The organism is Aminobacterium sp. MB27-C1 (assembly GCF_030908405.1).
Taxonomy (GTDB): domain Bacteria; phylum Synergistota; class Synergistia; order Synergistales; family Aminobacteriaceae; genus Aminobacterium.
In genome coordinates, this window is the sequence record NZ_CP133089.1 from 1,201,632 (window position 1) to 1,224,359 (window position 22,728).

Sequence of the window (22,728 nt, forward strand, 5' to 3'; positions counted from 1 at the left end):
CATGCGTAAAATCTTTGATGCCCTGTTCTTTCTAATTGTCGTAACGTTTCTTCTTTTTATATGCACCCGATCTCCTCAGTGGTGGGATAAGGAATTTCCTTTAGGAGAAGGGGAAGCAATTTCAATACTCGTCCTTCCCAATCAGACTGCACAAGAAATTGCACGACATTTTGAAAAAGAAGGGGTCGTGGAGAATGCCAAAGAACTCTCTAAATGGATGACCACACTTGGTATTGACCGAAAAATAAAAACGGGCATTTATATGATACGAAAAGGTTCGCCTTGGGAAGTCGCCAAACAATTGGGAGAAGCGACCCCCTTTCATGAAAAAGTAACACTCATACCAGGATCAGATATCTTTTCGTTAGCGGAACAATTTGAAAAGATTACGACAAAGGATATAGCCAATCTTCTTTTACAAGATAACATTTTTGATAGTACTCTAGAAAAATATCTCCCCGCAGATGCAGAGACACGGGTTGCCCTATTACTACCAGACACATACTATGTTGCAGAAAAGACTCCTACAGCCTTAATTAAATCAGGAAGTTCACTTTGGTGGAGTCATTTCGGTAAAGTAGTAAGGGGAAAAAAGTTCAACGATAAAGATATCACTTCATTAGCTATAATAGCTTCACTTATTGAGAGAGAAGCTAAACAAGATGATGAACGTGCGATAATAGCTGGAGTGATATATAACAGATTAGAGAAAAAAATGCCCCTCCAAATCGACGCTAGCATTGTCTACGCCTGGAAAAGGAAGGGAGAGACGTTACAACGCGTGCTATACAAGCATCTTGAATTAGAATCACCATATAATACCTATAAGAACTTGGGGTTGCCTCCTACAGCAATTTGTGTGCCTTCTGCCGCCTCATGGGAAGCTGCATTTACCCCTGAAAAAAATGAATATCTATATTATGTCGTTGAAAAGGATGGGCGACATGCCTTTGCTAAAACCTATAAAGAGCATCTTGCAAATATTAGACGTATTAAGAGAAAACGGCGGTGAAACAAGTGATTGATCCTAAAGATATGACACAATTCGTTCTTTCTACTGAACCAGCTTCTATTGTTCTCATAAGCTGGATTGTTTCTGAATATGACGGTATAGGATTTATTCGAACGGATGATCCGCAAAAGGGGATCATCTCTCTCTTTTCTCCTCAAGAACGAACAAAGGAAGCGCATTTGCTCGTGAAAAAACTTTCTGAAGAAGGAATTCCTGTTAAGATAGAAGAAATAGTCGAATACGAGAAAAGAGAGGAAGATCAAGAGGAATGATCATCACCCCATTAAAGGAAGCATTCGAAACACTATATCGTTCAAAAATAGATTACTCGGACATATATTTTGAATCTTCTTCAAGTCACAGTTGTTCTTTTGAAGATGGTGTAATAGAAGAAACTAGCTCTTCCCTTCGCGAAGGAGTAGGTGCGCGAATTTTTTTTGATGATTTAACTTCCTTTTCACACACACCAGGAGTTACAATAAAAGACGGACTTGATGCTCTTCAAAAGGCCGCCCAAAACATGGGGATTCGCTTTACATTACCGTCACCTGAAGAAGAATACGAGAAGAGAGTTATTGAGCAATCATCACTACTAAAACCGGAAAATCCAGATTTTTTTCATGATATTGATCAAAAAATACGTGGGAAAAGTGCCTTAGTTACACAAGTTTCTATGAATTACAGTTTTTCTAAACGTCAAATTGCTATTGTAACGGAAGGTGGAATTCTTCAAAAAGAAGAAAGATGGTATACAAGTTTTAGCGTGGAAGTAGTCGTTGAAAAGAATGAACAAATACAGACGGGATATGAAAGTGCGGCTCAAGCTACGCCAACTTTAGAGTTCTGGCAGCAAAATGACCCTTACATTCTGTCACAAAGAGCACTTGATGAAGCTCTTCTAATGCTAGATGCCCCAGATTGTCCTGCTGGAACAATGCCTGTTCTGCTTTCTGGAGAAGCTGGAGGGACTCTGGTTCACGAAGCATGCGGGCACAGCCTAGAAGCAGATATTATACAAAAAGATTACTCCGTTTTTCGGGGGAAAATTGGTGAGTATGTAGCCAGCCCTCTTGTTACAATGGTTGACGATGGAACTATTATAGGCTTGTTTGGAAGCTATTCTGTTGATGATGAAGGTGTTCCATCTCAACGAACAGTTTTAATAGATAAAGGTATTTTAAAAATGTATCTCACAGATAAACTTTCAGCTTTAAAAGAGAATTTACCTCTTACTGGAAACGGAAGACGAAGTTCATACAGACAGCCACCAATCCCTCGTATGAGTAACACATTTATTGTGGCTGGAGAAAGCAATTTTGAAGAAATGTTGCAGAAAATAAACTATGGTCTTTATGTGAAAAAGATGGGCGGAGGAGAAGTTAACCCTACTTCTGGAGATTTTGTCTTTCAGGTTAACGAAGGCTATCTCATTAAAAGCGGTCAAATACTTCACCCTGTAAAAGGAGCCCTTCTTACTGGTAATGGGCCGGAAGCTCTTATGGATATTATTGCCGTTGGAAATAATTTACATTTTCTTCCTGGTACATGCGGTAAGGCAGGGCAAGCGGTGCCAGTAACAGATGGGCAACCATCTCTTTTAATTAAAAAGTTAACAGTTGGAGGCAACACGACGAACCATGACGCTCTTTAAAAAGAAAAAAAAACGCGGACGTCCAAAGCAAAAAACTGATGAAATCCGACGGATCAAGGAAGAAAGAATCCGCCGGCTACATACGTTTATTCGCCTGATATTCTTTTTCTTGCTCGTTGGTGATATTTATGTAATGGCATCTCTTTTTTCTTTCTGGACTGGAGAATTCGGTCAATATATACGACAAACACTTATGACTAGAACGGGTGGGGCAATTCTTATTCTTCTCATCTTCGGAGCCTATGTTTGTCTTTCTGTTCTGCTTCGAAAAAAGATACATCAGCTAGCATCTCAAACATTAGCAACGCTTTTCCTTTTTATCTCAGGGGCTCTCTTGTTAGGGCTTTTAAATAAATATGGGAGCGCCCAACAATGGGCTATTCTTAACCCCGGCTTTTTTGGACATAATTTGACTCAATTCTTTTTAGTCAACGGCGGTTTCTTTGGAACCCTTCTGTTTTGTTTCGCCTCTCTTTTTACTTCTACAGTACTCTATGGCTTCATAAAGACAAAGATGGTGTTGGCTTTTGGAGCCTTCTTTATGAGAGAAATAAAGAAACTCTTCTTTCATGAAAAAACAGACAAATCTGTAACAGAAGAACAGCCTTCAGAACTTATGTTGAACAACGAAGAAACAGTTGTAGCGGATCAAATGCCTTTGGCGGAACAAACGCCTTTGGCAGATCCTACGTTTCTAACTGCCACTACAGACCCAATAGATGATGAAGAAAAAGAGGAACTAGAATTTGATGATTTAGAGATAAATACTTCTGAGGCAGAAGAAGACACAATCCAAGAAAGCGAAGTCGCTGAGCCTGCTTCCCAGGCACGCCTGATCGTCAAAGAAGAAGATTCTGCACCTGTAGAAGGAGAAGCTCTTCCAGAGATTAGTATGGAAAATGGAGAAGGAAAAGAGCCTCCTGTTGCAGAAGGGAAATTTCCTCCTCCTATTGATCTTTTTGGAGCTCCAGAACCTCATGTACAGGATGGCGGCGAACAAAAGGCCAAAGAGCAGGCAGAAGCTATTATTTCTACCTTAGCTGATTTTGACGTGCAGGCAGAGTTGGCTGAAATTGTAATTGGCCCCACAGTCATTCAATTTCAGATCCAGCTAGCTCCTGGTATTAAAGTCAGTAAAATAGCAGGATTAGCTAATGACCTTGCTGTCGCATTAGCAGTTCCTGCATTGCGAGTGGAAGCACCAATTCCGGGCAAAACATATGTAGGAGTGGAAATACCTAACCCCAAAAGAAAAGGAGTAACACTGCGTCGAATTCTCGAATCTCAAGCTTTTGGACAAGCTGACTTTAATCTTCCCTTACCTATGGGGGTACGAGTAGACTCAAGACCTCTCATTATTGGTTTGGAAGATTTGCCTCACCTTCTTGTCGCCGGAACAACAGGCTCAGGAAAGAGTGTATTTGTTAATAGTTGCATAGCTGGACTCTGTTATTGCAGGAAACCAGAGGATTTGAGATTCCTCATGATTGACCCCAAACGAGTAGAATTAAGTATATATGAACACTTACCACACATGTTAGCTAAACCTGTAACATCGCCTAAAAAGGCTATCCACGCTTTAGCATGGGCAGTACGTGAAATGGAGCAGCGATATGATATTTTTGCTAAGGCGCGAGTACGAAATCTGGCAGGATATAATGGGAAAGTTTTACCTAAAGATAAACTTCCTCATATCGTTATAGTTGTAGATGAATTGGCAGACCTGATGTTTACTGCTCAAAAGGATGTAGAAGATTACATCTGCCGCCTTGCGCAAATGGCTCGTGCCACTGGAATTCATCTTTTACTCGCAACACAACGTCCTTCTGTTAACGTCGTTACGGGACTAATCAAAGCTAATATTCCTGCTCGTGTTGCTTTTACACTGCCATCACAGGCAGATTCTAGAACAATAATTGACGTCTCAGGAGCAGAAAAGCTCTTAGGAAAAGGCGATATGCTGTTTGTCAGTCCCCGATATCCGCGACCTGTGCGCTTGCAATCGCCCTTTATTGAAGATGCGAAATCACTCGACTTGATCAACTATATGAGAAATCTTTTCGGCGATCCCGAATATATAAAGATAGAGGAGCAGGGAGATAACGGCGGCAATGGAGTAGATTCAGCTTTTACGGACGATCCATTACTTGAAGAAGCAATGCAAATTATTCTCGATACAGGAATTGCTTCGGCCAGTCGTCTTCAAAGACAGCTTCGCATAGGATTCACTCGCGCAGCTCGACTTATAGATACGATGGAACAGCTTGGCATCGTGGGGCCACCTGATGGGTCAAAACCGCGCGAAATACTTGTAGATGAACAACGAGCGAAGGAGATTATGGATGAGAACCTCTAATTCAGATGTTTTATCTTTTCACTTAGGTCGCTGGCAGTTGACTGCTAACAACCTTTGGGGAAATCCGTCAATTCTCTTGATTGCAGGGGGCCAAGCACCTTCAGTTGAATGGCTTGCTCAAATATCTCCACTATTCCAAGAAATATGGTGCGCCGACTCTGGCATTGAAATATGCAAGAAGGCGCAGATTATTCCTCATCGTCTTATAGGAGATAGTGATAGCAGTTCCCTGGAAGGTAGAGCATGGGCAGAAGAAAATGGGGTTCGTATTGAGACATACCCTGTTGATAAAGATTACACGGATTTACAACTTACACTCAAAAGAATAGGAGAAACATACCCTGATGCCAAAGTTGTTATTACAGGTTGTTGGGGTGGGCGTCTAGATCACACATGGAGCAATATTTATTCTGCTCTTTGGGCGCAAGAATGGAACGTTCATGTAGTGAGTCTTTGCGACCATAAAGAAGCGCTCTTTTTGTTGAACGGCCCAGATAAAGCAACGTTCCATTTTGAATTGCCATATCCGAACGTTGTTTCTTTATTTGCTCTGGATGAAAAAGCAGAAGGTGTGTTTATTCGAGGAACTCATTGGGAGTTACAAAATGTTTTACTAAAAATAACTCGCCCTTACGCCATTAGCAACAGACTTAAAAAAGACTATCTGCAAGTTGACGTAGACAAAGGAAGACTCGCAGTGTATCTTTACTGGGCAGAATAAAAAAAGCGGGCTGAATTACACAGCCCGCTTGACTTTGCCAGATTTAAGGCACTTTGTACAAATTTTCATACGTCGCGTCTCGCCTGCGCCCAAGTCAACCTTCACATTCTGCAGATTGACAAGCCAACGTCTTCTTGTATGACGATTGGAATGGCTGACTGCGTTTCCTGTAACAGGACCGCGGCCGCAACATTCACAAACTCTAGCCATTGATTTTCCGCCTCCTCCGAAGGAAATAGTGTTCGAACAGGTGGATTTTATCACAGGTTAGGTGAATAGAGCAATTGTTCTATGTAAAAAAAGGGGGAGCAATTATGAATTTTAGTCAGAAACTGGAAGAAATTCAAAAAATCGTTCATACTCTTGAAAAGGATGAGCTGCCTCTTGAAGACGCTTTAGAGCTCTTTGAGCATGGAGTTGCTTTAGTCAAAGAGTGCCAAAAGTACTTAACAGAGGCGGAACAAAAAATAGTTCTTTTAACCCAATCGGGGAAAGAAGAACCTTTAAGCATTGAAAATGTGGAGAACGAAAATGAATGATTTTGTGAAAAACGAACTTGAAAAAAATCGACTATATTTTGAAGAACAGCTCCGCTCCTTCTGTAGCTGCAAGCCTGACGCTATTCCTGAACGTCTTTGGCAATCAATGACGTATTCTCTCCTTGCGGGGGGAAAAAGGCTTCGCCCCGTACTCTGTCTACAAGCAGCAGAATCGGTAGGAGGAATAAGGGAAAAAGTTCTTTCCATGGCTATAGCCCTTGAGATGGTGCATACCGCATCATTAATTCATGATGACCTCCCTGCTATGGATAATGACTCTCTTCGAAGAGGCAAACCAACTAACCATATTATTTTCGGCGATGCCTTGGCAATACTTGCTGGTGACGCTCTTTTGGCGTGGGCTTTTCAATATCCTCTTAGCAAACTCTCAGAAGAAGGATTTCTTTCTTCTTCCATAATCCATGCACTCTCTGTTTTTGCTGAAGCTATAGGACCTTTCGGAATATGCGGAGGCCAGGTACTCGACACTGACCCCGAAAGTTTTGAACCATCCCCATTGTTCGTAAAAAAAATAGCACTCCAAAAAACTGCGATACTTATAAAATCAGCAGTTGTCACAGGAGCTATTTTAGGAGGCGCATCTTCCAAACAAATTTCTGCCTTTGAAAATTATGGCAACCATTTGGGTTTGGCGTTCCAGATTGTTGACGATATACTAGATGTAACATCAACGGCAGAAGAATTAGGGAAAACCCCTGGGAAAGATGCAAAACAAGAAAAAACAACTTTTGTCACACAGTTTGGTATTGAAGAATCACGAAAAATGGCACTTCAAGAAAGTGAAGAGGCTGCGGCCGTTATTTCTTCAATAGGAAAAAATACTGAGTTTTTTCAAGAACTTGCTCTTTCCCTTGCGGAACGAAGCCGGTGATCTGAAAAAGGAGGCTCTCTCTGCAAGAATGATGCATATTTTAGATAGAGTAAACGATTATCATGACCTTAAAGATATGTCCTCTGGGGCATTAGATATTCTTTGCCAAGACTTACGGGAAGAAATTATAAATGTTGTTTCTAAAAACGGGGGGCACCTCGCTTCTTCTCTTGGCACAGTTGAACTTATAGTTGCATTACTTCGACAGTTTAACCCTCTAGACGATAAAATAGTTTTTGATGTTGGTCATCAAACATATGCATATAAAATTCTTACCGGCAGAAAAAACACATTTCACACATTACGTGAGTGGAGAGGGATAAGCGGCTTCCCCAAAAGAGAAGAAAGCCCTTGTGACCATTTCGACGTAGGACATAGTAGTACTTCTTTATCTGCTGCTCTAGGGTACGCTAAGGCTCGAGATATACAGAATCAAGGCCATCATGTCGTTGCCGTTATAGGAGATGGCGCCCTGCTAAACGGGTTGGCCTTTGAAGCGTTAAACTACACAAAAGATGCTCATACAAAAGTTATATATGTACTTAATGACAATAAAATGTCAATTAGTCATCGAGTAGGGGGATTTGCCTCTCATTTAGCCAAGTTAAGCTCAAGCCCTGCATATAATAATCTTAAAAAATATATTAAGGAATCGTGCGCTTCGATTCCTCAAGGGCAATCAATAGAAAACGTATTATCTAAGTTAAAAGATCAAATAAAATCTCTAGTCAAACCTGAAAACATTTTTGACGAACTCGATATTAATTACTGGGGTCCCTTCGATGGACACAATATTCACGAAATGGAAACCGTTTTTGAAATGGCCAAAAGATACCATAAATCTGTTCTCATCCATGTAGTAACCCAAAAAGGGAAAGGGTTGCAATGTGCAGAGGAACATCCAGACACATATCACGGCGTTCCTGTGAACGGATTCGGTAATAAATCGTCTGGAACAAGTTGGAGTGCGTCTGCTACTGAGACACTTTGTGCTATGGCTGAAAAAGATTCTCGCATAGTCTGTCTTACAGCTGCCATGAAAAATGGTACGCGACTTGAAGATTTTGCATCTCGTTTTCCTGATCGTTTCTTTGATGTAGGAATAGCTGAGGAACATATGCTCACCATGGCTGCAGGCATGGCAGCAGGTGGTCTTCGTCCTGTAGTTTTTATATATTCGACATTTTTGCAACGTGCCATGGATCAACTGGTACATGACGTCGCCTTACAAAAACTTCCAGTAGTATTAGCTGTTGATAGAGGCGGATTGGTAGGGGAGGATGGAGAAACACATCAGGGACTTTTCGATATTACGTGGTGTAGATCAATCCCTAACATGCAAATGTTTATACCTCGAGACAGAGTAGACTTGGAAAGAATGTTCGAATATGGATTATCGCAAGATACTCCAGTTATTATCAGATATCCAAGAGGAACAGCGCCAGAAGAAATCAATCGTCAGGAAGATATGAAAAGCATCGTTCCTCCGTTCCGAAGTGAACTTCTTGTAGAGGGAAGAGAATGGACTCTTATCGGAATGGGGTCAACAGTGGGGTTATGTTTTGAATGCCGTCAAAAAGCAATTGAGGAAGGACTCCCCACTCCTGCTATATTAGACTTACGAAGTATAAAACCTCTGGATTGGCCTGTTATCGATTCCCATCTTATGAATGATACGTTTGTTGTCATTTTGGAAGAAGGGTATAAAAACGGAGGCATAGGTGAAGCAATTTCTTCACGAGCTGCAGAACACGGATATAAAGCAAAAGTAGCTCCTATAGGAATACCTGATATATATGTGCCACATGGAACAGTACATTTACAAAGAGAATTTTGTGGCCTTACAGCGCAAAGAGTGGTGAACTGGTATAAAGAAAATGCAAAAAGAACGAGTCGATAAACTTATAGTTGAAAGAAAACTCGCCTCAACTCGAGCAAAAGCACAAGCTCTCATTCTTGAAGGGCGAGTCTTTTCTTCTCACGAAAGGATTGAGAAAGCTGGAACGCTGCTTCCTGTAGACGCTCCATTAGAAATAAAGATTAAAGAAACGGAATGGGTCAGTAGAGGTGCTTATAAACTCTTGCGAGCACTTGAGGTTTTTCCTGAAAATCCTCTTAATAAAGTCTGCATGGATCTTGGTGCATCGACAGGGGGTTTTACAGACGTGCTTCTCTCTCGTGGGGCGCGTAAAGTATACGCTGTTGATGTTGGATACGGACAGTTGGCATGGAAATTGCGCAATGATTCCAGAGTTATTGTTATGGAACGCACCAACGCTCGATATTTAGAGACAAAAGACTTTGAAGAGCCATTAGATATCATTACTATAGACGCTTCTTTTATTTCTTTAAAACTGCTTTTGCCTGTTGTAGAGAAACTTTTAGCAAAAGAAGGAAGTATAATATGTTTAGTGAAACCACAGTTTGAAGCAGGTAAAGAGCGCCTTGGTAAAGGTGGAATTGTGCGAAAAGCAGAAATACATCAGGAGATACTTGAGGAAGTTGCAGCTTTTATTGAGACAGAAACACAGCTTTATCTTATTGACGCAACATGGTCTTCTATAAAAGGACCTAAAGGGAATATAGAATTTTTGTTCTATCTCAGAAAAACAAGAGAAAATAATAGAGATATTAACTTTGAAAGTCTTGTAACAGAAAGCCATCACATTTTAAACGAATAAAAGGAAAGGTATAGAAAGGGAAGGGACACCATATGGATAAGAAAATAGGTATGCTCGTCAACACCCAAAAAAAAGGTGCCCTTGACATGGCCAGAAAACTCCTTAAATGGGGGAAAAAAAATGGCGTGACTTTTCTTTTTCCCCCTCACGAAGGCTCTATTCTTGGGGTGGAAGCCACACCTGACAACGAATGGAAAAGTAGTATTACTATGGCCGTTGTTATCGGTGGTGATGGCACCTTTTTGCGTGCAAGCAGATATGTCTTAAATCACTCTATTGCCCTATATGGCATTAACCTTGGGCATCTTGGTTTTTTAGCTTCTGGGAAACCTGAAGAAGCAGAATCAGACCTTGAACAAATTTTTCGGGGAGATTATTCCCTTCAGCAACATCGGATTCTTGAAGGAATTATATGGAGAGAAGGGCGGCGTAAGCATACCCTTTATGCGCTTAATGACCTCGTTCTGACAAAAGGAGCCTTCGCTCGAGTCATTTCAATAGAGATCCGTATTGGCAACCATTACTTTAACATGTTACCTGCAGATGGAGTTATAGTTTCCACACCAACAGGATCTACTGCATATGCACTCTCAGCTGGAGGTCCTATTGTTCCGCCTCATGTTCCTTGTATGGTATTAGCTCCTATCTGCGCACACACTCTCTATGCCCGTCCTGTAATCGTGGGGGAAAACGACATCATAAATCTCATCCCCAAGGGGAGTCACCGAGATCTGATGTTGACCCAAGATGGACAATTAGGATATGAAATATTACCTGGAGATCGTATTGAACTTTCTCTCTCAAAAGATAAATTCGTTAATGTTATAGTCTTGCCTCAAAGAACATACTTTGACCTTCTTCACGAAAAACTACAGTGGGGACAGGGAATAGTACGAAATGAAGACAAGGAGTGAGTTTGGTGCTCGAAGAGCTTTCGTTACGAAATATAGGGGGGCTTGAAACTGCCCGTTTACGTTTAACTGGCCGTTTTATTGCGATTACTGGCGAAAGCGGTGCTGGGAAAAGCAGCATAGTACGAGGGCTAGAGTTTGCCAGCGGGAAACGAGCACAAACTGAACTAATCAGGGCAGGAGAAGAAGAAGCAGAAGTTCAGGCATTGTTCATTTGTTCTGATTCTCTCTCTTTTCCAGAAGAAGTTGTTCCGGAAGAGGGGAATTTATTTATAAAGCGAGTTTTTTCTCGCAATGGGCGGGGAAAAACATATATCCAGGGGAAGCTATATCCTCTCTCTTTTTTTAATAGTATTACAGGGCCTCTTTTGCGTATACAAAGTCAATTCGCACAACTTGAACTTCTTGATTCAGAAAGGCAGAGAGATATTCTTGACAGCTGTGGGGGAGAAGGGATCGCCACTATTAAATGCAATTTACAATCTCTTTTTTCTCTGGCCGTATCTAAAGAAAAAGAACTTAGAAATATCGAAAGAAAACAAAAAGATATTATCAACCGCTATCAAAATGCAGATAAGATTCTTCAGGTCTTCAAAAATCTCGCACCAGAATCCCAAAGTGAAGAACTTTGGGAAAATCGTCTTGAAGAAATTTCTAAAAGCATTGAAGAACGCTCTAAGTTAGAACAAATTCTTGCCCGTGTAACAGGGGGAAAAACAGGTGAGGGGTTAGCAGACGCCATCGAAACATTATGTTTGGACTTAGCTCAAATCATATCTACTGAAAGTCAAGATGGACGCGCCTATCAAGATCTTGGAAATGACGCCCTTATTTACTTACAAAAACTTTCACAAAAATTGGCAGATCATCTTTCCAAATTGCCGCTGGAAGATCTTATTGACGAACGTGAAAAAATAGAAAATAAGCTGGGTACGTTACGTAAGTTGAAAAGGATCGCACAAGTAACAACCCTTGAAGAACTTATCATATATTGTAAAGAAGCCGATGCTAATCTTACATGGCTGAAAGCAAGTTATGCAGACTATGAAAAAGTTGCACAAGAAGCAAAAACGTTGAGAAAAGAAGCAAGCAGATTGGCATTGGAATTACGTAAAAAGAGAGAATTGACAGCTTCTCAGCTCGAAAAAACAGTTAATGCATCACTTAAAGAGATGGCTATGGAAGATATTTCATTTTCTATAAAACTAACTGATCTTGGAAAAATGAAAAGCTCCGGCGCCGATGATGTTTCCTTTCTTATGGCAAGTGGGACAATGCCCCCAGCACCAGTTATGAAAATTGCATCAGGTGGAGAATTAAGTAGATTGCTTCTAGCATTGCAACTTGCACTTCCTGAAGACCAGCTACCGGAAACTCTTGTTTTTGATGAGGTTGAGGCTGGACTGGGAGGAAAGGCAGCAGTACTAGCAGGATATCAGCTCAAAGAACTCTCATGTAAGTGCCGAGTAATTCTTATTACTCATGAAGCTACTATAGCTGCACTAGCTGATCAACATTTTGTCGTCACTCGTCATGAAAATCAAAGTTATATAAAAGAAATAAACGGCAAGGATCGAATATTGGAAATCGCTCGAATGCTTTCTGGAAATGCATATCTTCCTGAAGCACAAGATCATGCACGAAAACTTATAGAACAAGAGTTGACTTCTGATTCGAACAACCGTACAATGCTTAAGCTTATGTATAAATAACGCTTGGGTTGGGTTTTAAAGCGAAAGCTACCTAATGAAAACCCAGCGGGAGGAGGAAGTTTCTTTATGTACGCTATTGTTGAAACAGGTGGAAAGCAGTACAGAGTAGAGCCTGGCGATGTAGTGCGAGTTGAGACCCTTCATATTGATGAAGGCGAATCTGTCGTTTTTGACAAAATTCTTATGGTATCGAACGACAGCGATGTTCAGGTAGGAACCCCTTATGTAGACGGTGCAGCTGTAAACGCTACTGTTGTACGTCATGGACGAGCTCCAAAAATTCTTGTTTTTAAATATAAAAGCAAGAAGAATTACAGGAGAATGCGGGGACATCGTCAGAATTTCACTGAAATCAAGATTGATTCCATCAACGCCTAGTTTTTGGCGTTGAGATTTCCCCGCGATGATTACCGTCACTGTAATAAGAGAAAAGGGGGAAATCGTTTCAGTTGAAGCGAGTGGCCATTCTGGATATGCAGAAGCGGGAAAAGACATTGTATGCGCAGGAGTATCTGCGCTCATTCAAGCTTTGGCTACCGGCGTAAGTGACGTTGCTCATATTGAAAGTGCATCGTTATCAGTTGACCCTGAAAGTACAACTATGAAGATCGGGTGGCCAAGATCTCATTCAAAAGAGATTAGAATATTAACAGAAACAATTGTTTTTTCTCTTAAAGCAATCGCAGAAAGTTATGGTGTTTATGTAAATTTTGTGGAGGTGCAAAAATAATGCGCATCAGTTTCTTTGATTTGCAGTTCTTTGCTCATAAAAAGGGACAGGGAAGTACAACCAACGGCCGAGACAGCAAAAGCAAACGCCTTGGTATTAAAAAGTATGCGGGTGAAGTAGTAAAATGCGGCAACATTATCGTTCGTCAGCGTGGAACAAAAGTACATCCTGGAGTGAATGTCGGACGAGGAAAAGATGATACTCTTTTTGCCCTTTCTGCCGGAGTTGTAAAGTACACTACAAAAGGTGATAGGAAATTCGTTTCAATAGAAAACATGTAATTTTCATTACTAACAACTTTGTTGGCAACGTTATAGTGTATAAAAAAACAAGGGCCCTGATAGTAAGGCCCTTGTTTTTCATTAATACCCCGGATGGTGGTACATTATGAAATTTGTAGATTTAGTTCGTATAAAAGTTAAAGCTGGTCGAGGAGGCAATGGATGTCTAAGCTTCCGCCGTGAAAAATTTGTTCCCAAAGGTGGCCCTGATGGAGCTAATGGAGGAGACGGAGGCAACGTTATTTTTCAGGCCGTAGATGGTATTCATACGTTGACAGATTTTGAATTTGAAAAAAAATTCTCTGCAGAACATGGCGAGCCTGGTCAGGGACAAAAAAAAGTCGGGAAAACCGGTAAAGACCTTATTGTAAATGTTCCGTGTGGCACTATAGTCTATGATGAAGAGACAGGAGAACCATTAGCTGACCTTGTTGAGGCTGGTGATCAGGTTGTTGTTGCTCAAGGTGGACGAGGCGGCCGTGGAAACATGCACTTTGCATCGGCAGTTCGCCGTGTTCCACGCTTCGCTGAAAAAGGAGAAGAAGGAGAAGAGCGCAACTTAAGGCTAGAGCTTAAGCTTATAGCAGACGTGGGACTTGTAGGTTTCCCAAATGCAGGGAAATCAAGCCTATTGGCAGCTATCTCTAACGCTCGTCCCAAAATAGCAGGATACCCCTTTACGACTCTTTCCCCCAATCTAGGAATTCTTGCTGTAGATGATGAAAGAATTGTTGTAGCTGATGTTCCAGGGCTTATTGAAGGAGCTCACGACAACAAAGGCTTAGGAATATATTTCCTTCGTCATATTGAACGCACGCGTGTGCTTGTTCATGTTTTAGACCTTAGTTCAGGTACCTCCGATGAAGTTCTTCGTCAATGGGAAGTTATCTGCAATGAATTCAAAGAATATAAAGAAGATCTTCTGGAACGTCCCTATATGGTTGTGGGTAACAAAGTAGACCTTGAAAAAGGGCAAAAAAACGCCCCTGTGGTAGAATCTTTCATGAAAAGCAAGGGAATTCCTTATTACACAACAAGTGCCCTTTCTGGAGAAGGAATTACGGTTTTCATGAATGCCCTTGTCGAATTATGTCGTGAAAATCCGAGACCTCACAGCGAAACGAGGCTCTTCGAAACGATAGAACCGGAAAAAGAAATCAAAACGCCGTTCAGGAAAAAAGTCGAAAAAGCAACCATAATCAAGATGGAAGACGGAAGTGGTTACAGAGTTGTTCACGCAAACCTTGAACGAATATTAAAACGTTACGATTTTGAACAGGAAGACGCACTCTTCCATTTCGCCCGGTTACTGAAAAAGTACCGCATAGAAGAACTTCTGGAACAAGAGGGTGCTCAAGAAGGGGATACGGTTATCATAGGCGATATTGAATTCGAATATGAACCGGAACAAGTCCAAGAGTAAAGCGGAGGATTAACGGCGTGACTTTTGGCAGACATATAATCCGAACAAAAAAGATAGGCATAATGGGTGGGACATTCGACCCCATCCATTATGGCCATTTATTAGCTGCTGAAGAAAGTTTTTTCGCACTTGACCTCGACGAAGTCATTTTCGTTCCGACGGGAGATCCCCCTCACAAAAGAATGAAACGTGTTTCCTCAGCTGAGGATCGCTATACGATGACTCTTCTTGCAACACTTGATAACGCACATTTTAAGGTTTCGAGAATTGAAATCGATCGTAAGGAATCAAGTCATACGGTAGATACCTTAAGAGAAATGGGCCATTGGTATGCCCCAGATAGTGTTCAGTTTTTCTTTATTACTGGACTTGATGCTGTTTTAAACCTTACTACATGGAAAGAATATAAAGTTCTTCCAACGCTTTGCCAAATAGTGGCTATAAACCGACCTGGATACAACCAATCAGGGAAGCTGGAACGTATCACTGAATTGTTACCAGAGGAATTTAACGGGCATGTCGTTCCTTTGGAAATACCGCTTCTGTCTATTTCCAGTACGGATATTCGGCAACGAATAGAAAACGGTAAAAATATCCGTTATCTCGTTCCAGAACTTGTGGAACGCTATATTTACAAAAAAGGGTTATATAAAAGGATTGGGCGGTGAGGACAATGAAGATCACCAAAATTGCGATTATAACTGTATTAGCCATTCTATCTATTGGAGCTGGCATATTCTTTCGGCTGCAAAATATAGTAGCCCCAGAGCCTGAACATATAAAAGAAAGTATCTCGTATGACCAGGAGACAGGAAACATAAACATTCTCGTTGTCGGGATTGATGATGTTGAAGGAGGCCATCGTTCTGACACATTAGGTCTCGCTGCAATAGATATTGATAACAAAACAGTGCGCTTTATGTCGCTTCCAAGAGATACGCGAGTACAAATACCCGGACATGGCTGGCAGAAATTGAATCATGCCTACGCATATGGCGGAGTAAATCTGTTACAGCAAACAGTTATAAACTATCTGGGACTCCCTATAAACTACTACGTTCTTGTCAACTACGAAAGCTTCCCTAAAATTGTAGATATGATAGGTGGAGTAGACATAAACGTAGAGAAGAAATTGCACTATAACGATAAGGCGGGAAAATTATTCATTAACATACCTAAAGGTCTTCAACACATGGACGGAAAGACCGCGTTAGAATACGTCCGCTTCAGAAACGATGCTCTTGGAGACATTGGGCGAATAAACCGTCAACAGCAGTTTCTCAAAGCTGTTTTAGGGAAAATTCAATCGCCTGAAATGTTACCCAAACTCCCAGACTTTGCAAAAGAAATTCTAGGCCTAGTCAACACAAATATGAGCATGACACAAGCAGTTCAACTTACATCATATATGCGAGATATTTCCCATGAGAATCTGGCATTTTTTACCTTGCCTGGGAAAGCTGCCTACATTTCTAATATTAGCTATTGGTTGGGAGATCTATCTGCAACATCTACATTGCTTACAGGTCCGTTACCCGGTAAAGATGCTCTAAAAGAATCATCTGAAGCAACAGAAGCTTCTGCAACCTCAGTCACAACAGCAAGTGACGAAAACATTGTTAGCCTTATAAAAAAGATTAACATGCCTATCGCTATTCTCAATGGAGATGGGCAGGCCGGACTTAGCAAATCGGCTTCGTCGCTATTTCAAAAAGCAGGAATTGATGTCGCCTATGTTGGCAACGCAAAACATTACGATTATCATTATTCCAATATAATGTATCCTATTAAAAAGGGACAGCAGGCGCAGGAAAATGCTTCTGTGCTCAGTGAAATTTGTGGAATTTCCAACAAGCTTGTTCAAGGAGATGAAACAATCGTCTATGTAACACTTATACTCGGACACGACAAGGATACAGTATTAAATAATTTAAAGTCAGTCGACAATAAATAAAAAAGAAACGATCAGGGAGGGATTAGTAGCAGAATGAGCGAAAAGAATGAACTCATGAATCAGTATATGTTCGTCCTGGATGCTTTGGCCGATAAGAGAGGACTGGATATTACATTAATGGATCTAGAGGAAAAAGCCACAATTGCTGATACGTTCATTATCGTAACAGCAAACTCTGATATTCACATGGGGACATTGCGTAATGCCGCAGAAGAAGCCCTTGATAAAAAAGGAATGTCATCAATTATAGAAGGCCGGAATAGCACTCAGTGGTGCCTTATAGATGCAGGAAACCTCGTAATACATATCTTCAGCCGTAAGGGACGGGAATTTTACCATTTAGAAAAGGTATGGGGAGATTGTCCTTCATATTCCTACGAATATTTGGATTAGTAAATTCTATTTATTTTAAACCAACTAGAAAAGACCCAAGAGCAATATCAATATATCTTGGGTCTTTTCTTTTGTTCATACAAGAATATAGGAGAATCTACGTCCTTATTAAAGAGAAGCTACGGGAGCAAAATAAGAGAGAAGTTGTTTTTACATGGTGTCATATAATGTATCTTATGTTGCGTAAAACATGAAGAATATAAGAATCTACGCCTTAACTTAGGTTTTCTCTTTTTTCTCGAATTACCTCGAATTTATTCGTAATTATGTCTCTTTTATCTTGCATTTTTTATTCTTCGGGCTAATACACAATTTACATACACTGATACACAACACTAAGCTCGTAAATAAAGAACGTAAAGCAGGATATATCTGATATATATATCCTGCTTTACAATATTACACACAACACATAACACATAACACATAACATACTTTATCTTTTTACTGAAGTTTTATTTCATATCCCGCGCTTGAACCCAAATAATAGCATCTTGACTCAATTCTTTATCTTGATATGTAGTTTTTGGCCCAACGCCTAGCGCAGCAAATCCCCACCATCCGGAACGAGGAATCCCAAAGGTAAAGCATCCTTTTTCATCTGCTTTAATTGTCATAGTTACAAATGCATCCTGAGGAGCTTCTACATGAGCCTCTTTTGCAAATTTATTTTCATTCATAATTGGCTCATGGTTCAAATACTCTACCTCTATCTCTGCATAAGGGACTGATTTTCCTTCACTTTTTACAATGCCTCTGAATACATTCCCAGTCCAAAGGGCATAAGGCTTATCAAGTGGAACAATTTCAGCAGGAAGACCCATTTCACTATCCCAATCAGTAGGAATACCTGCAACGTTTACTATAACTTTAGTCATTTGTTGAATATAGGCATCTTCCTGAGCCTCAAAGTATGGTGATGGAACGAAACAAAAAACATAATCCCCCATGCCTTTTAAACGATATTTTAAATTATAAGCTTTTCCACTATTAGTAAGACTTGTCCAGATAATAGGGTTAATCTCTTTGATAAGATCTGTTTTATTGCCTTTATGAACTACGTACAACGATTCAGGCTGCCCCATTGTCATAGTATGTCCTGCCTCAAAGGGATGGGTGAAAACAAGCTTAAAATCTAAGTTTCCTCCCTTGTTAAGAGCACTTTCTGGCGTATATAACATCTGAAAATGGGCAGAAGCCGGAAGGGCAAAAAGACAAACCATAAGTGACGTCAACAAAACTTTTGTTGCTCTTTTCAATATCATTCCATTCCTCTCCTTACTATTTATTGCTCGCCCTCCTCCCACGAAACGAGGAAATCCTCATTCTGCAGGTTGGAAGTTTCGATATTGTAATTGTAGTATTTTTGTTACTCTCGTTACTCTTTAATGTCTTCACCTTTTATTTCTACAACATGACCAGGACCTGCATTAAAGATAACAATAAATGGGACCTCTGGTTTTTCAAAAGTAAACTCGCTGAGTTCATCCATTTTTCCTTCAACGAGAACTTTATCATTGGTATCCTTCACAGCCATTTCGACCCCAGATGCAGATGATCCGTCAGAAAAACCACCTTCACATGTAATAGTTCCATCTCCATTGAGGTAACAATAACATAGAGGGGTATGTGCAAAGGCTACTGATCCGAGAACAAAAACACTTACTGCTAAAAGCACGCCTAATACTAATTTCCGTTTCATAGGTTGGCCACCTCCTTTCCTTTTAAAGTTTTTTCGTCTATATCTGTCTCAACGACAGATCCTTTTACTTTGCCCAACAAAAATGCAGTAACTAATGCAATTGCATAAAAGACAAACATCCCTTGTGTTCCAGACAACCCAAGCCAGGTTCCACCGCTATAAACTAAAGTCGCTAATGTCATTCCAAGAAGGATAGGATATCCTAAGGCTATAAATGCCCATTTCCAGCCTCCAGCTTCTATCTTAACCATAATTAATGTTGCAATGCACGGAGGATACATGGCCATAAAAATCATTAAAGCTAGGGCGTGAAGGGGGGTAAATCCCTTTTCCTGTTCTTTCATACGCTGCGCGAGAGTCTGTCCATCTTCTTTCTGTTGGTAGAGAACACCTAACGTTGCCACACTACTCTCTTTCGCCGCCAACGAACTTAAAAGAGCTACATTAACTTTCCAGTTAAATCCTGCAAATCGAGTTACAGGTTCTAAAAACTTTCCGGCCATACCAAGGAAACTTCCATGTAATGTCTCGTCACGCAAATCCATAAGCAACAATGCTCTCTCTCGCTTCATAACCTTAAAAGCTTTGTTTAAGGCTCTGCCATCTTTACCTTTTGCATTGAGTAAGGGATAAACATCACTGTACCGTTCTGCAAATCGCTGTTCAAATTTTTCTCTTCTCTCGTCAGAAGCCTTAAAGAGAGCTCGTTTTTGATTTTTGTAACGTTCCTCAATAACAAGATAACGAGTTATATCTTTATCTCTCTTAAATTGAGAAGCAAAAGGAGTATTTTGGATTTTACTTGTAAAAACATTTTTTATCTGTTCTGCTCTTTTCTGGTAAGTGTTTATTCGTTCTTCACCAACAGAGGGATAATTTGTAAGGAAAAAAACAGCAACAGCAACAATCATGATAATCGTGAGAACCTTCCTTACAAAAAGCCACGTTCTTTCTATAGAACGCATAAGAACACCGCGGATAGTCGGAATATGATATGGGGGCATCTCCAGAACGAAGGGAGAACTTGGTCTATTCTTTAAAAGCGTCAATGTCAATATTTTGGCAACGGAAAGAGCCAATATAATTGTTATTGTCGAGATAAAAAACATTGCTAACGCTTTTTCTTTAGCAAAATAGATGCTAATCAGAAGCGTATATAAAGGAACTTTAGCTAAACAATTCATCAGAGGAACAATAAGGATTGTGGCTAAACGAGCCTTTTCATCGGCAATAACACGTGTTGCCATTACTCCAGGAACAGCACAGCCTCCAACAAATACTCCCCCCAAGATAAGAGGTAACGTAGACTGCCCATGCAATCCAAAACGTCTGAAAAGCTTATCGAGAATAAAGGCCATTCTCGGCATATATCCTACGTCTTCAAGAATCGCTATCAATGCGAAAAGAATTAAAAATATAGGAATATAAATGAGCACAGAATTAATACTTGTGATGACATTCAACACAAGAGATCTAATTAATGGCTCCCTTAAGAATGTTCCTATGGGAAGAAACTTTTCTATAGCATTACGGAATCCTTCCAACAAGGGCACCATATAGTTAGTCAATTCATACCCTCCAACAATGGAGAGCTCGTATAGAAGATAAATAATGCCAGCCAAAATAAGAGGCCCCCAAATTCGGCTGCAAACCAATCTGTCAATACGATCAGTTAACGTTACAGAAACTTCTTTTGTTTTTACAACACATCGCTTCTCTATTTTTTGAGCAGCAAGATGGCGTCTGAATGCAATAAATCCTCGAGGTGTGTCATCATATTTCCTCTCAAACTCAGAGCAAATTTTGCTAACATAATTTCTTACATCTTCTGGATTTTTAAAGTTGCTTGAAACTAACTTTTGCGCTACTTCATCTTCCTCAAATAGCTTTATTGACAACCATCGAAGAGGGACCTTACTCTCTTCAATTTGTGATTGCAGTAATTTCGCAGACAAATCAGTAATATATGATTCCAAGTCTCCATAATCCACAATATGTAAATGTTCATGATCCAAATTTGAATCAAAAGCTTTAATAACGCCATCTTTTAGTTCATTTTTTCCCCGCCCCTTACTACCTACTGTTGTAATAACTGGAAGATGCAAGGTTTTTGAAAGGGCGTCAGCATCAACTTTGAGTCCTCTTTTTTCAGCGACATCCACCATGTTAAGAGCAATTAAAAGAGGGGCCCCCAGTTCCAACAATTGAAAAGTAAGGTAAAGATGCCGTTTTAAATTTGAAGCATCCATAACATTTACGACTAAAGACGGTGACTGATCAATTATAAAATCTCTCGTTATACGCTCTTCTTCAGAATATGAAGAGAGGCTATAAGTACCGGGCAAGTCTGTAAGTGAAATCTTTTTCTCTTGCCATGAAAATGCTCCCGTTTTTATAGATACAGTTGCACCTGGGTAATTAGCAACAAACTGCCTTCCACCTGTAAGCATGTTAAAAATTGTTGATTTTCCACTATTCGGCTGGCCTGCTAAAGCAACATGCATCTTTTCATGACCCATTATTTCTCTACCTCCACAAACCTTGCCTCATCATGCCGAATAGTTACGTGATGTCCATCTACTTTTATCTCCACAGGATCAACAAGAGGAGCATTACGGATAACAAAAACTTCAACACCAGGAAAAAAGCCAAGATCCATTAATCGCTGTCCTATTACACCACGAGCTCTGTTTTTATGAATTACTCCATGCTCGCCAGGCTTCATCTCATCCAATGTAATCATGCCACCAAGACCTGATACAAATGCTCTACCCACTCTTGAATTCTCTTTTCTGTAAGATCGGGTTGATTATCTTCATCTATTGCCAAGCCTACAAATTCACCTTGTATAGCAGCCTTAGAAACATTAAAGCCATAACTCTCAACAGAACATCCAGAAGAAAGAATAGCTACCCCTTTCTTAGAAAGTCTTTCGTATATTGTTCCCATACCATCAACAAAAGTATCAGAAAAGCCACACTGATCACCAAGTCCGAATAGAGCCACTGGGGTATTTTTAAAATCAAAAGTATCTATTTCATCAATAAAACTAAGCCAATCATCTTGAAGGTCTCCATATCCCCATGTAGGAGTGCCTAAAATAAGAAAATCGTATTCTTCCATATCTTCCTTTCTGGCTTCAGCCACATTTTTCAAGACGACATCATCTTTTCTCTTAAGCAAAGAAGCTATCTGTTCCGCCACTTCTTCTGTATGCCCAGTGGAAGTTCCATAAAAAATGCCTATTTGCATAACCTACTCCTCCTAACCTATAAGCTCGTCTCGATCTTCTTTTAACTGTAAATACCTTTTACATTGAAGAACTCTATCGTATCCAAGCATCGTTCCTAAAATAAAATCCTCTTCGTCTGTGTAATCACGCAACGAAACTTTATTGATCTTACACACGACATCGATACATACTTGGTGACCAAAAAACACATTAATTTTATGGTCATTTACGGGGTATATAACGTATGGGATATTCTGATTCTGAAGACGGCGCACTATCTCTTGTTCATACCCTCTTGACGTTGTATGAAGAATAAGAGCCCGCAAGCCTTTTACATATTCATAGAGATGATGAGCAAAAATTTCATCTACCTGATAACACTGTGGCAAACATGTAATGTTTGGAAGAGGCAACTAAAACATCTCCTTAATGTTTTATATATCAAACAATGGGGATTATACTTTAATATGTTTTATATGTCAAACTTATAAAGGGGATGGGGATAATAAAAGAAGCTCGGGGTTTCCCCTGAGCTTCT

Annotated in this window: 25 protein-coding genes; 18 read left to right on the plus strand and 7 right to left on the minus strand. The window is 40.2% G+C overall.

All coding sequences use genetic code 11. From position 1 onward, the window contains the following. Window position 1: 1 nt before the first annotated feature. From mltG to RBH88_RS05795, 5 genes are read left to right on the plus strand one after another with little or no spacing between them, the layout of a single operon-like run. Window positions 2-1,012, plus strand: a complete 1,011-nt coding sequence (gene mltG, locus RBH88_RS05775) for an endolytic transglycosylase MltG (protein ID WP_213701521.1) — start codon at window positions 2-4, stop codon at window positions 1,010-1,012. After that, complete coding sequence (locus RBH88_RS05780; RefSeq protein WP_213691508.1) at window positions 1,009-1,284, plus strand: hypothetical protein; 276 nt, start codon at window positions 1,009-1,011, stop codon at window positions 1,282-1,284. The genes mltG and RBH88_RS05780 overlap by 4 nt, the downstream gene beginning before the upstream one ends. Next, window positions 1,281-2,663 carry a TldD/PmbA family protein gene (locus tag RBH88_RS05785; RefSeq protein ID WP_213699193.1) on the plus strand — a complete coding sequence of 461 codons (1,383 nt, stop codon included), beginning with the start codon at window positions 1,281-1,283 and terminating at the stop codon, window positions 2,661-2,663. The genes RBH88_RS05780 and RBH88_RS05785 overlap by 4 nt, the downstream gene beginning before the upstream one ends. Continuing rightward, a complete protein-coding gene (locus tag RBH88_RS05790) occupies window positions 2,650-5,019 on the plus strand; it encodes a DNA translocase FtsK (protein WP_307880063.1) in 2,370 nt (789 codons plus the stop codon). The genes RBH88_RS05785 and RBH88_RS05790 overlap by 14 nt, the downstream gene beginning before the upstream one ends. Beyond that, window positions 5,006-5,740 (plus strand): thiamine diphosphokinase, encoded by a 735-nt coding sequence (locus tag RBH88_RS05795; RefSeq protein ID WP_307880064.1) that lies wholly within the window; start codon window positions 5,006-5,008, stop codon window positions 5,738-5,740. The genes RBH88_RS05790 and RBH88_RS05795 overlap by 14 nt, the downstream gene beginning before the upstream one ends. A 15-nt stretch (window positions 5,741-5,755) precedes the next feature. On the opposite strand, the gene rpmB is transcribed toward RBH88_RS05795, so the two are convergent. Continuing rightward, window positions 5,756-5,950 carry a 50S ribosomal protein L28 gene (gene rpmB, locus RBH88_RS05800; RefSeq protein ID WP_013048251.1) on the minus strand — a complete coding sequence of 65 codons (195 nt, stop codon included), beginning with the start codon at window positions 5,948-5,950 and terminating at the stop codon, window positions 5,756-5,758. 104 nt (window positions 5,951-6,054) lie between these two features. Between rpmB and xseB the strand changes: the two genes are divergently transcribed. The 13 genes from xseB (at window position 6,055) to rsfS (ending at window position 17,256) form a co-directional block, all read left to right on the plus strand. Then, entirely contained in the window at window positions 6,055-6,279 is a 225-nt protein-coding gene (xseB, locus tag RBH88_RS05805) for an exodeoxyribonuclease VII small subunit (RefSeq protein ID WP_213691504.1), read from the plus strand. After that, the gene (locus tag RBH88_RS05810; protein ID WP_307880065.1) at window positions 6,272-7,171 is read left to right on the plus strand and encodes a polyprenyl synthetase family protein; all 900 of its coding nucleotides are present in this window, start codon (window positions 6,272-6,274) and stop codon (window positions 7,169-7,171) included. Before xseB ends, RBH88_RS05810 begins: the two co-directional genes overlap by 8 nt. A gap of 28 nt (window positions 7,172-7,199) precedes the next feature. Continuing rightward, entirely contained in the window at window positions 7,200-9,071 is a 1,872-nt protein-coding gene (gene dxs / locus RBH88_RS05815) for a 1-deoxy-D-xylulose-5-phosphate synthase (protein ID WP_307880066.1), read from the plus strand. Next, entirely contained in the window at window positions 9,049-9,852 is an 804-nt protein-coding gene (locus tag RBH88_RS05820) for a TlyA family RNA methyltransferase (protein WP_307880067.1), read from the plus strand. The genes dxs and RBH88_RS05820 overlap by 23 nt, the downstream gene beginning before the upstream one ends. 32 nt (window positions 9,853-9,884) lie before the next feature. Beyond that, complete coding sequence (locus tag RBH88_RS05825; protein ID WP_213691502.1) at window positions 9,885-10,766, plus strand: NAD(+)/NADH kinase; 882 nt, start codon at window positions 9,885-9,887, stop codon at window positions 10,764-10,766. 5 nt (window positions 10,767-10,771) lie between these two features. Next, window positions 10,772-12,475 (plus strand): AAA family ATPase, encoded by a 1,704-nt coding sequence (locus tag RBH88_RS05830; RefSeq protein WP_213691501.1) that lies wholly within the window; start codon window positions 10,772-10,774, stop codon window positions 12,473-12,475. Between the two features lie 66 nt (window positions 12,476-12,541). Then, window positions 12,542-12,853 (plus strand): 50S ribosomal protein L21, encoded by a 312-nt coding sequence (rplU, locus tag RBH88_RS05835; protein WP_213691500.1) that lies wholly within the window; start codon window positions 12,542-12,544, stop codon window positions 12,851-12,853. Between the two features lie 25 nt (window positions 12,854-12,878). After that, window positions 12,879-13,205, plus strand: a complete 327-nt coding sequence (locus tag RBH88_RS05840; protein WP_213691499.1) for a ribosomal-processing cysteine protease Prp — start codon at window positions 12,879-12,881, stop codon at window positions 13,203-13,205. Further along, complete coding sequence (gene rpmA, locus RBH88_RS05845; protein ID WP_307879433.1) at window positions 13,205-13,486, plus strand: 50S ribosomal protein L27; 282 nt, start codon at window positions 13,205-13,207, stop codon at window positions 13,484-13,486. Before RBH88_RS05840 ends, rpmA begins: the two co-directional genes overlap by 1 nt. A 106-nt stretch (window positions 13,487-13,592) precedes the next feature. Beyond that, a complete protein-coding gene (gene obgE / locus RBH88_RS05850; protein ID WP_307879434.1) occupies window positions 13,593-14,909 on the plus strand; it encodes a GTPase ObgE in 1,317 nt (438 codons plus the stop codon). 17 nt (window positions 14,910-14,926) lie between these two features. Next, window positions 14,927-15,577 (plus strand): nicotinate-nucleotide adenylyltransferase, encoded by a 651-nt coding sequence (gene nadD / locus RBH88_RS05855; protein ID WP_307879435.1) that lies wholly within the window; start codon window positions 14,927-14,929, stop codon window positions 15,575-15,577. A gap of 5 nt (window positions 15,578-15,582) precedes the next feature. Next, window positions 15,583-16,863, plus strand: coding sequence for an LCP family protein (locus tag RBH88_RS05860; protein ID WP_213691497.1), 1,281 nt, complete (start codon window positions 15,583-15,585; stop codon window positions 16,861-16,863). Window positions 16,864-16,896: 33 nt separating this feature from the next. Next, on the plus strand, window positions 16,897-17,256 hold the full coding sequence (rsfS, locus tag RBH88_RS05865) for a ribosome silencing factor (protein WP_213691496.1): 360 nt from the start codon (window positions 16,897-16,899) through the stop codon (window positions 17,254-17,256). A gap of 455 nt (window positions 17,257-17,711) precedes the next feature. On the opposite strand, the gene RBH88_RS05870 is transcribed toward rsfS, so the two are convergent. The 6 genes from RBH88_RS05870 to RBH88_RS05895 form a co-directional block, all read right to left on the minus strand. Further along, window positions 17,712-18,521, minus strand: coding sequence for a DUF4198 domain-containing protein (locus RBH88_RS05870; RefSeq protein WP_213691495.1), 810 nt, complete (start codon window positions 18,519-18,521; stop codon window positions 17,712-17,714). A 113-nt stretch (window positions 18,522-18,634) separates the two neighbouring features. After that, a complete protein-coding gene (locus tag RBH88_RS05875; RefSeq protein WP_213691494.1) occupies window positions 18,635-18,958 on the minus strand; it encodes a hypothetical protein in 324 nt (107 codons plus the stop codon). Beyond that, window positions 18,955-21,477 carry a ferrous iron transport protein B gene (gene feoB, locus RBH88_RS05880; protein WP_213701519.1) on the minus strand — a complete coding sequence of 841 codons (2,523 nt, stop codon included), beginning with the start codon at window positions 21,475-21,477 and terminating at the stop codon, window positions 18,955-18,957. The genes RBH88_RS05875 and feoB overlap by 4 nt, the downstream gene beginning before the upstream one ends. Next, window positions 21,477-21,734 (minus strand): FeoA family protein, encoded by a 258-nt coding sequence (locus RBH88_RS05885; protein WP_307879436.1) that lies wholly within the window; start codon window positions 21,732-21,734, stop codon window positions 21,477-21,479. Before RBH88_RS05885 ends, feoB begins: the two co-directional genes overlap by 1 nt. Further along, on the minus strand, window positions 21,698-22,210 hold the full coding sequence (locus RBH88_RS05890) for a flavodoxin (RefSeq protein WP_307879437.1): 513 nt from the start codon (window positions 22,208-22,210) through the stop codon (window positions 21,698-21,700). Before RBH88_RS05890 ends, RBH88_RS05885 begins: the two co-directional genes overlap by 37 nt. A gap of 12 nt (window positions 22,211-22,222) precedes the next feature. Further along, on the minus strand, window positions 22,223-22,603 hold the full coding sequence (locus RBH88_RS05895; RefSeq protein ID WP_307879438.1) for a DUF2023 family protein: 381 nt from the start codon (window positions 22,601-22,603) through the stop codon (window positions 22,223-22,225). Window positions 22,604-22,728 lie beyond the last annotated feature (125 nt).

Coding starts and splice junctions, on each gene's coding strand:
- obgE (WP_307879434.1), top strand. CDS start 13,593: ATGAAATTTGTAGATTTAGTTCGTATAAAAGTTAAAGCTGGTCGAGGA.
- RBH88_RS05820 (WP_307880067.1), top strand. CDS start 9,049: ATGCAAAAAGAACGAGTCGATAAACTTATAGTTGAAAGAAAACTCGCC.
- RBH88_RS05875 (WP_213691494.1), bottom strand. CDS start 18,958: ATGAAACGGAAATTAGTATTAGGCGTGCTTTTAGCAGTAAGTGTTTTT.
- RBH88_RS05860 (WP_213691497.1), top strand. CDS start 15,583: ATGAAGATCACCAAAATTGCGATTATAACTGTATTAGCCATTCTATCT.
- RBH88_RS05790 (WP_307880063.1), top strand. CDS start 2,650: ATGACGCTCTTTAAAAAGAAAAAAAAACGCGGACGTCCAAAGCAAAAA.
- rsfS (WP_213691496.1), top strand. CDS start 16,897: ATGAGCGAAAAGAATGAACTCATGAATCAGTATATGTTCGTCCTGGAT.
- rplU (WP_213691500.1), top strand. CDS start 12,542: ATGTACGCTATTGTTGAAACAGGTGGAAAGCAGTACAGAGTAGAGCCT.
- RBH88_RS05840 (WP_213691499.1), top strand. CDS start 12,879: ATGATTACCGTCACTGTAATAAGAGAAAAGGGGGAAATCGTTTCAGTT.
- feoB (WP_213701519.1), bottom strand. CDS start 21,477: ATGGGTCATGAAAAGATGCATGTTGCTTTAGCAGGCCAGCCGAATAGT.
- mltG (WP_213701521.1), top strand. CDS start 2: ATGCGTAAAATCTTTGATGCCCTGTTCTTTCTAATTGTCGTAACGTTT.
- RBH88_RS05795 (WP_307880064.1), top strand. CDS start 5,006: ATGAGAACCTCTAATTCAGATGTTTTATCTTTTCACTTAGGTCGCTGG.
- rpmB (WP_013048251.1), bottom strand. CDS start 5,950: ATGGCTAGAGTTTGTGAATGTTGCGGCCGCGGTCCTGTTACAGGAAAC.
- RBH88_RS05870 (WP_213691495.1), bottom strand. CDS start 18,521: ATGATATTGAAAAGAGCAACAAAAGTTTTGTTGACGTCACTTATGGTT.
- xseB (WP_213691504.1), top strand. CDS start 6,055: ATGAATTTTAGTCAGAAACTGGAAGAAATTCAAAAAATCGTTCATACT.
- RBH88_RS05785 (WP_213699193.1), top strand. CDS start 1,281: ATGATCATCACCCCATTAAAGGAAGCATTCGAAACACTATATCGTTCA.
- RBH88_RS05890 (WP_307879437.1), bottom strand. CDS start 22,210: ATGCAAATAGGCATTTTTTATGGAACTTCCACTGGGCATACAGAAGAA.
- RBH88_RS05810 (WP_307880065.1), top strand. CDS start 6,272: ATGAATGATTTTGTGAAAAACGAACTTGAAAAAAATCGACTATATTTT.
- RBH88_RS05825 (WP_213691502.1), top strand. CDS start 9,885: ATGGATAAGAAAATAGGTATGCTCGTCAACACCCAAAAAAAAGGTGCC.
- rpmA (WP_307879433.1), top strand. CDS start 13,205: ATGCGCATCAGTTTCTTTGATTTGCAGTTCTTTGCTCATAAAAAGGGA.
- dxs (WP_307880066.1), top strand. CDS start 7,200: ATGATGCATATTTTAGATAGAGTAAACGATTATCATGACCTTAAAGAT.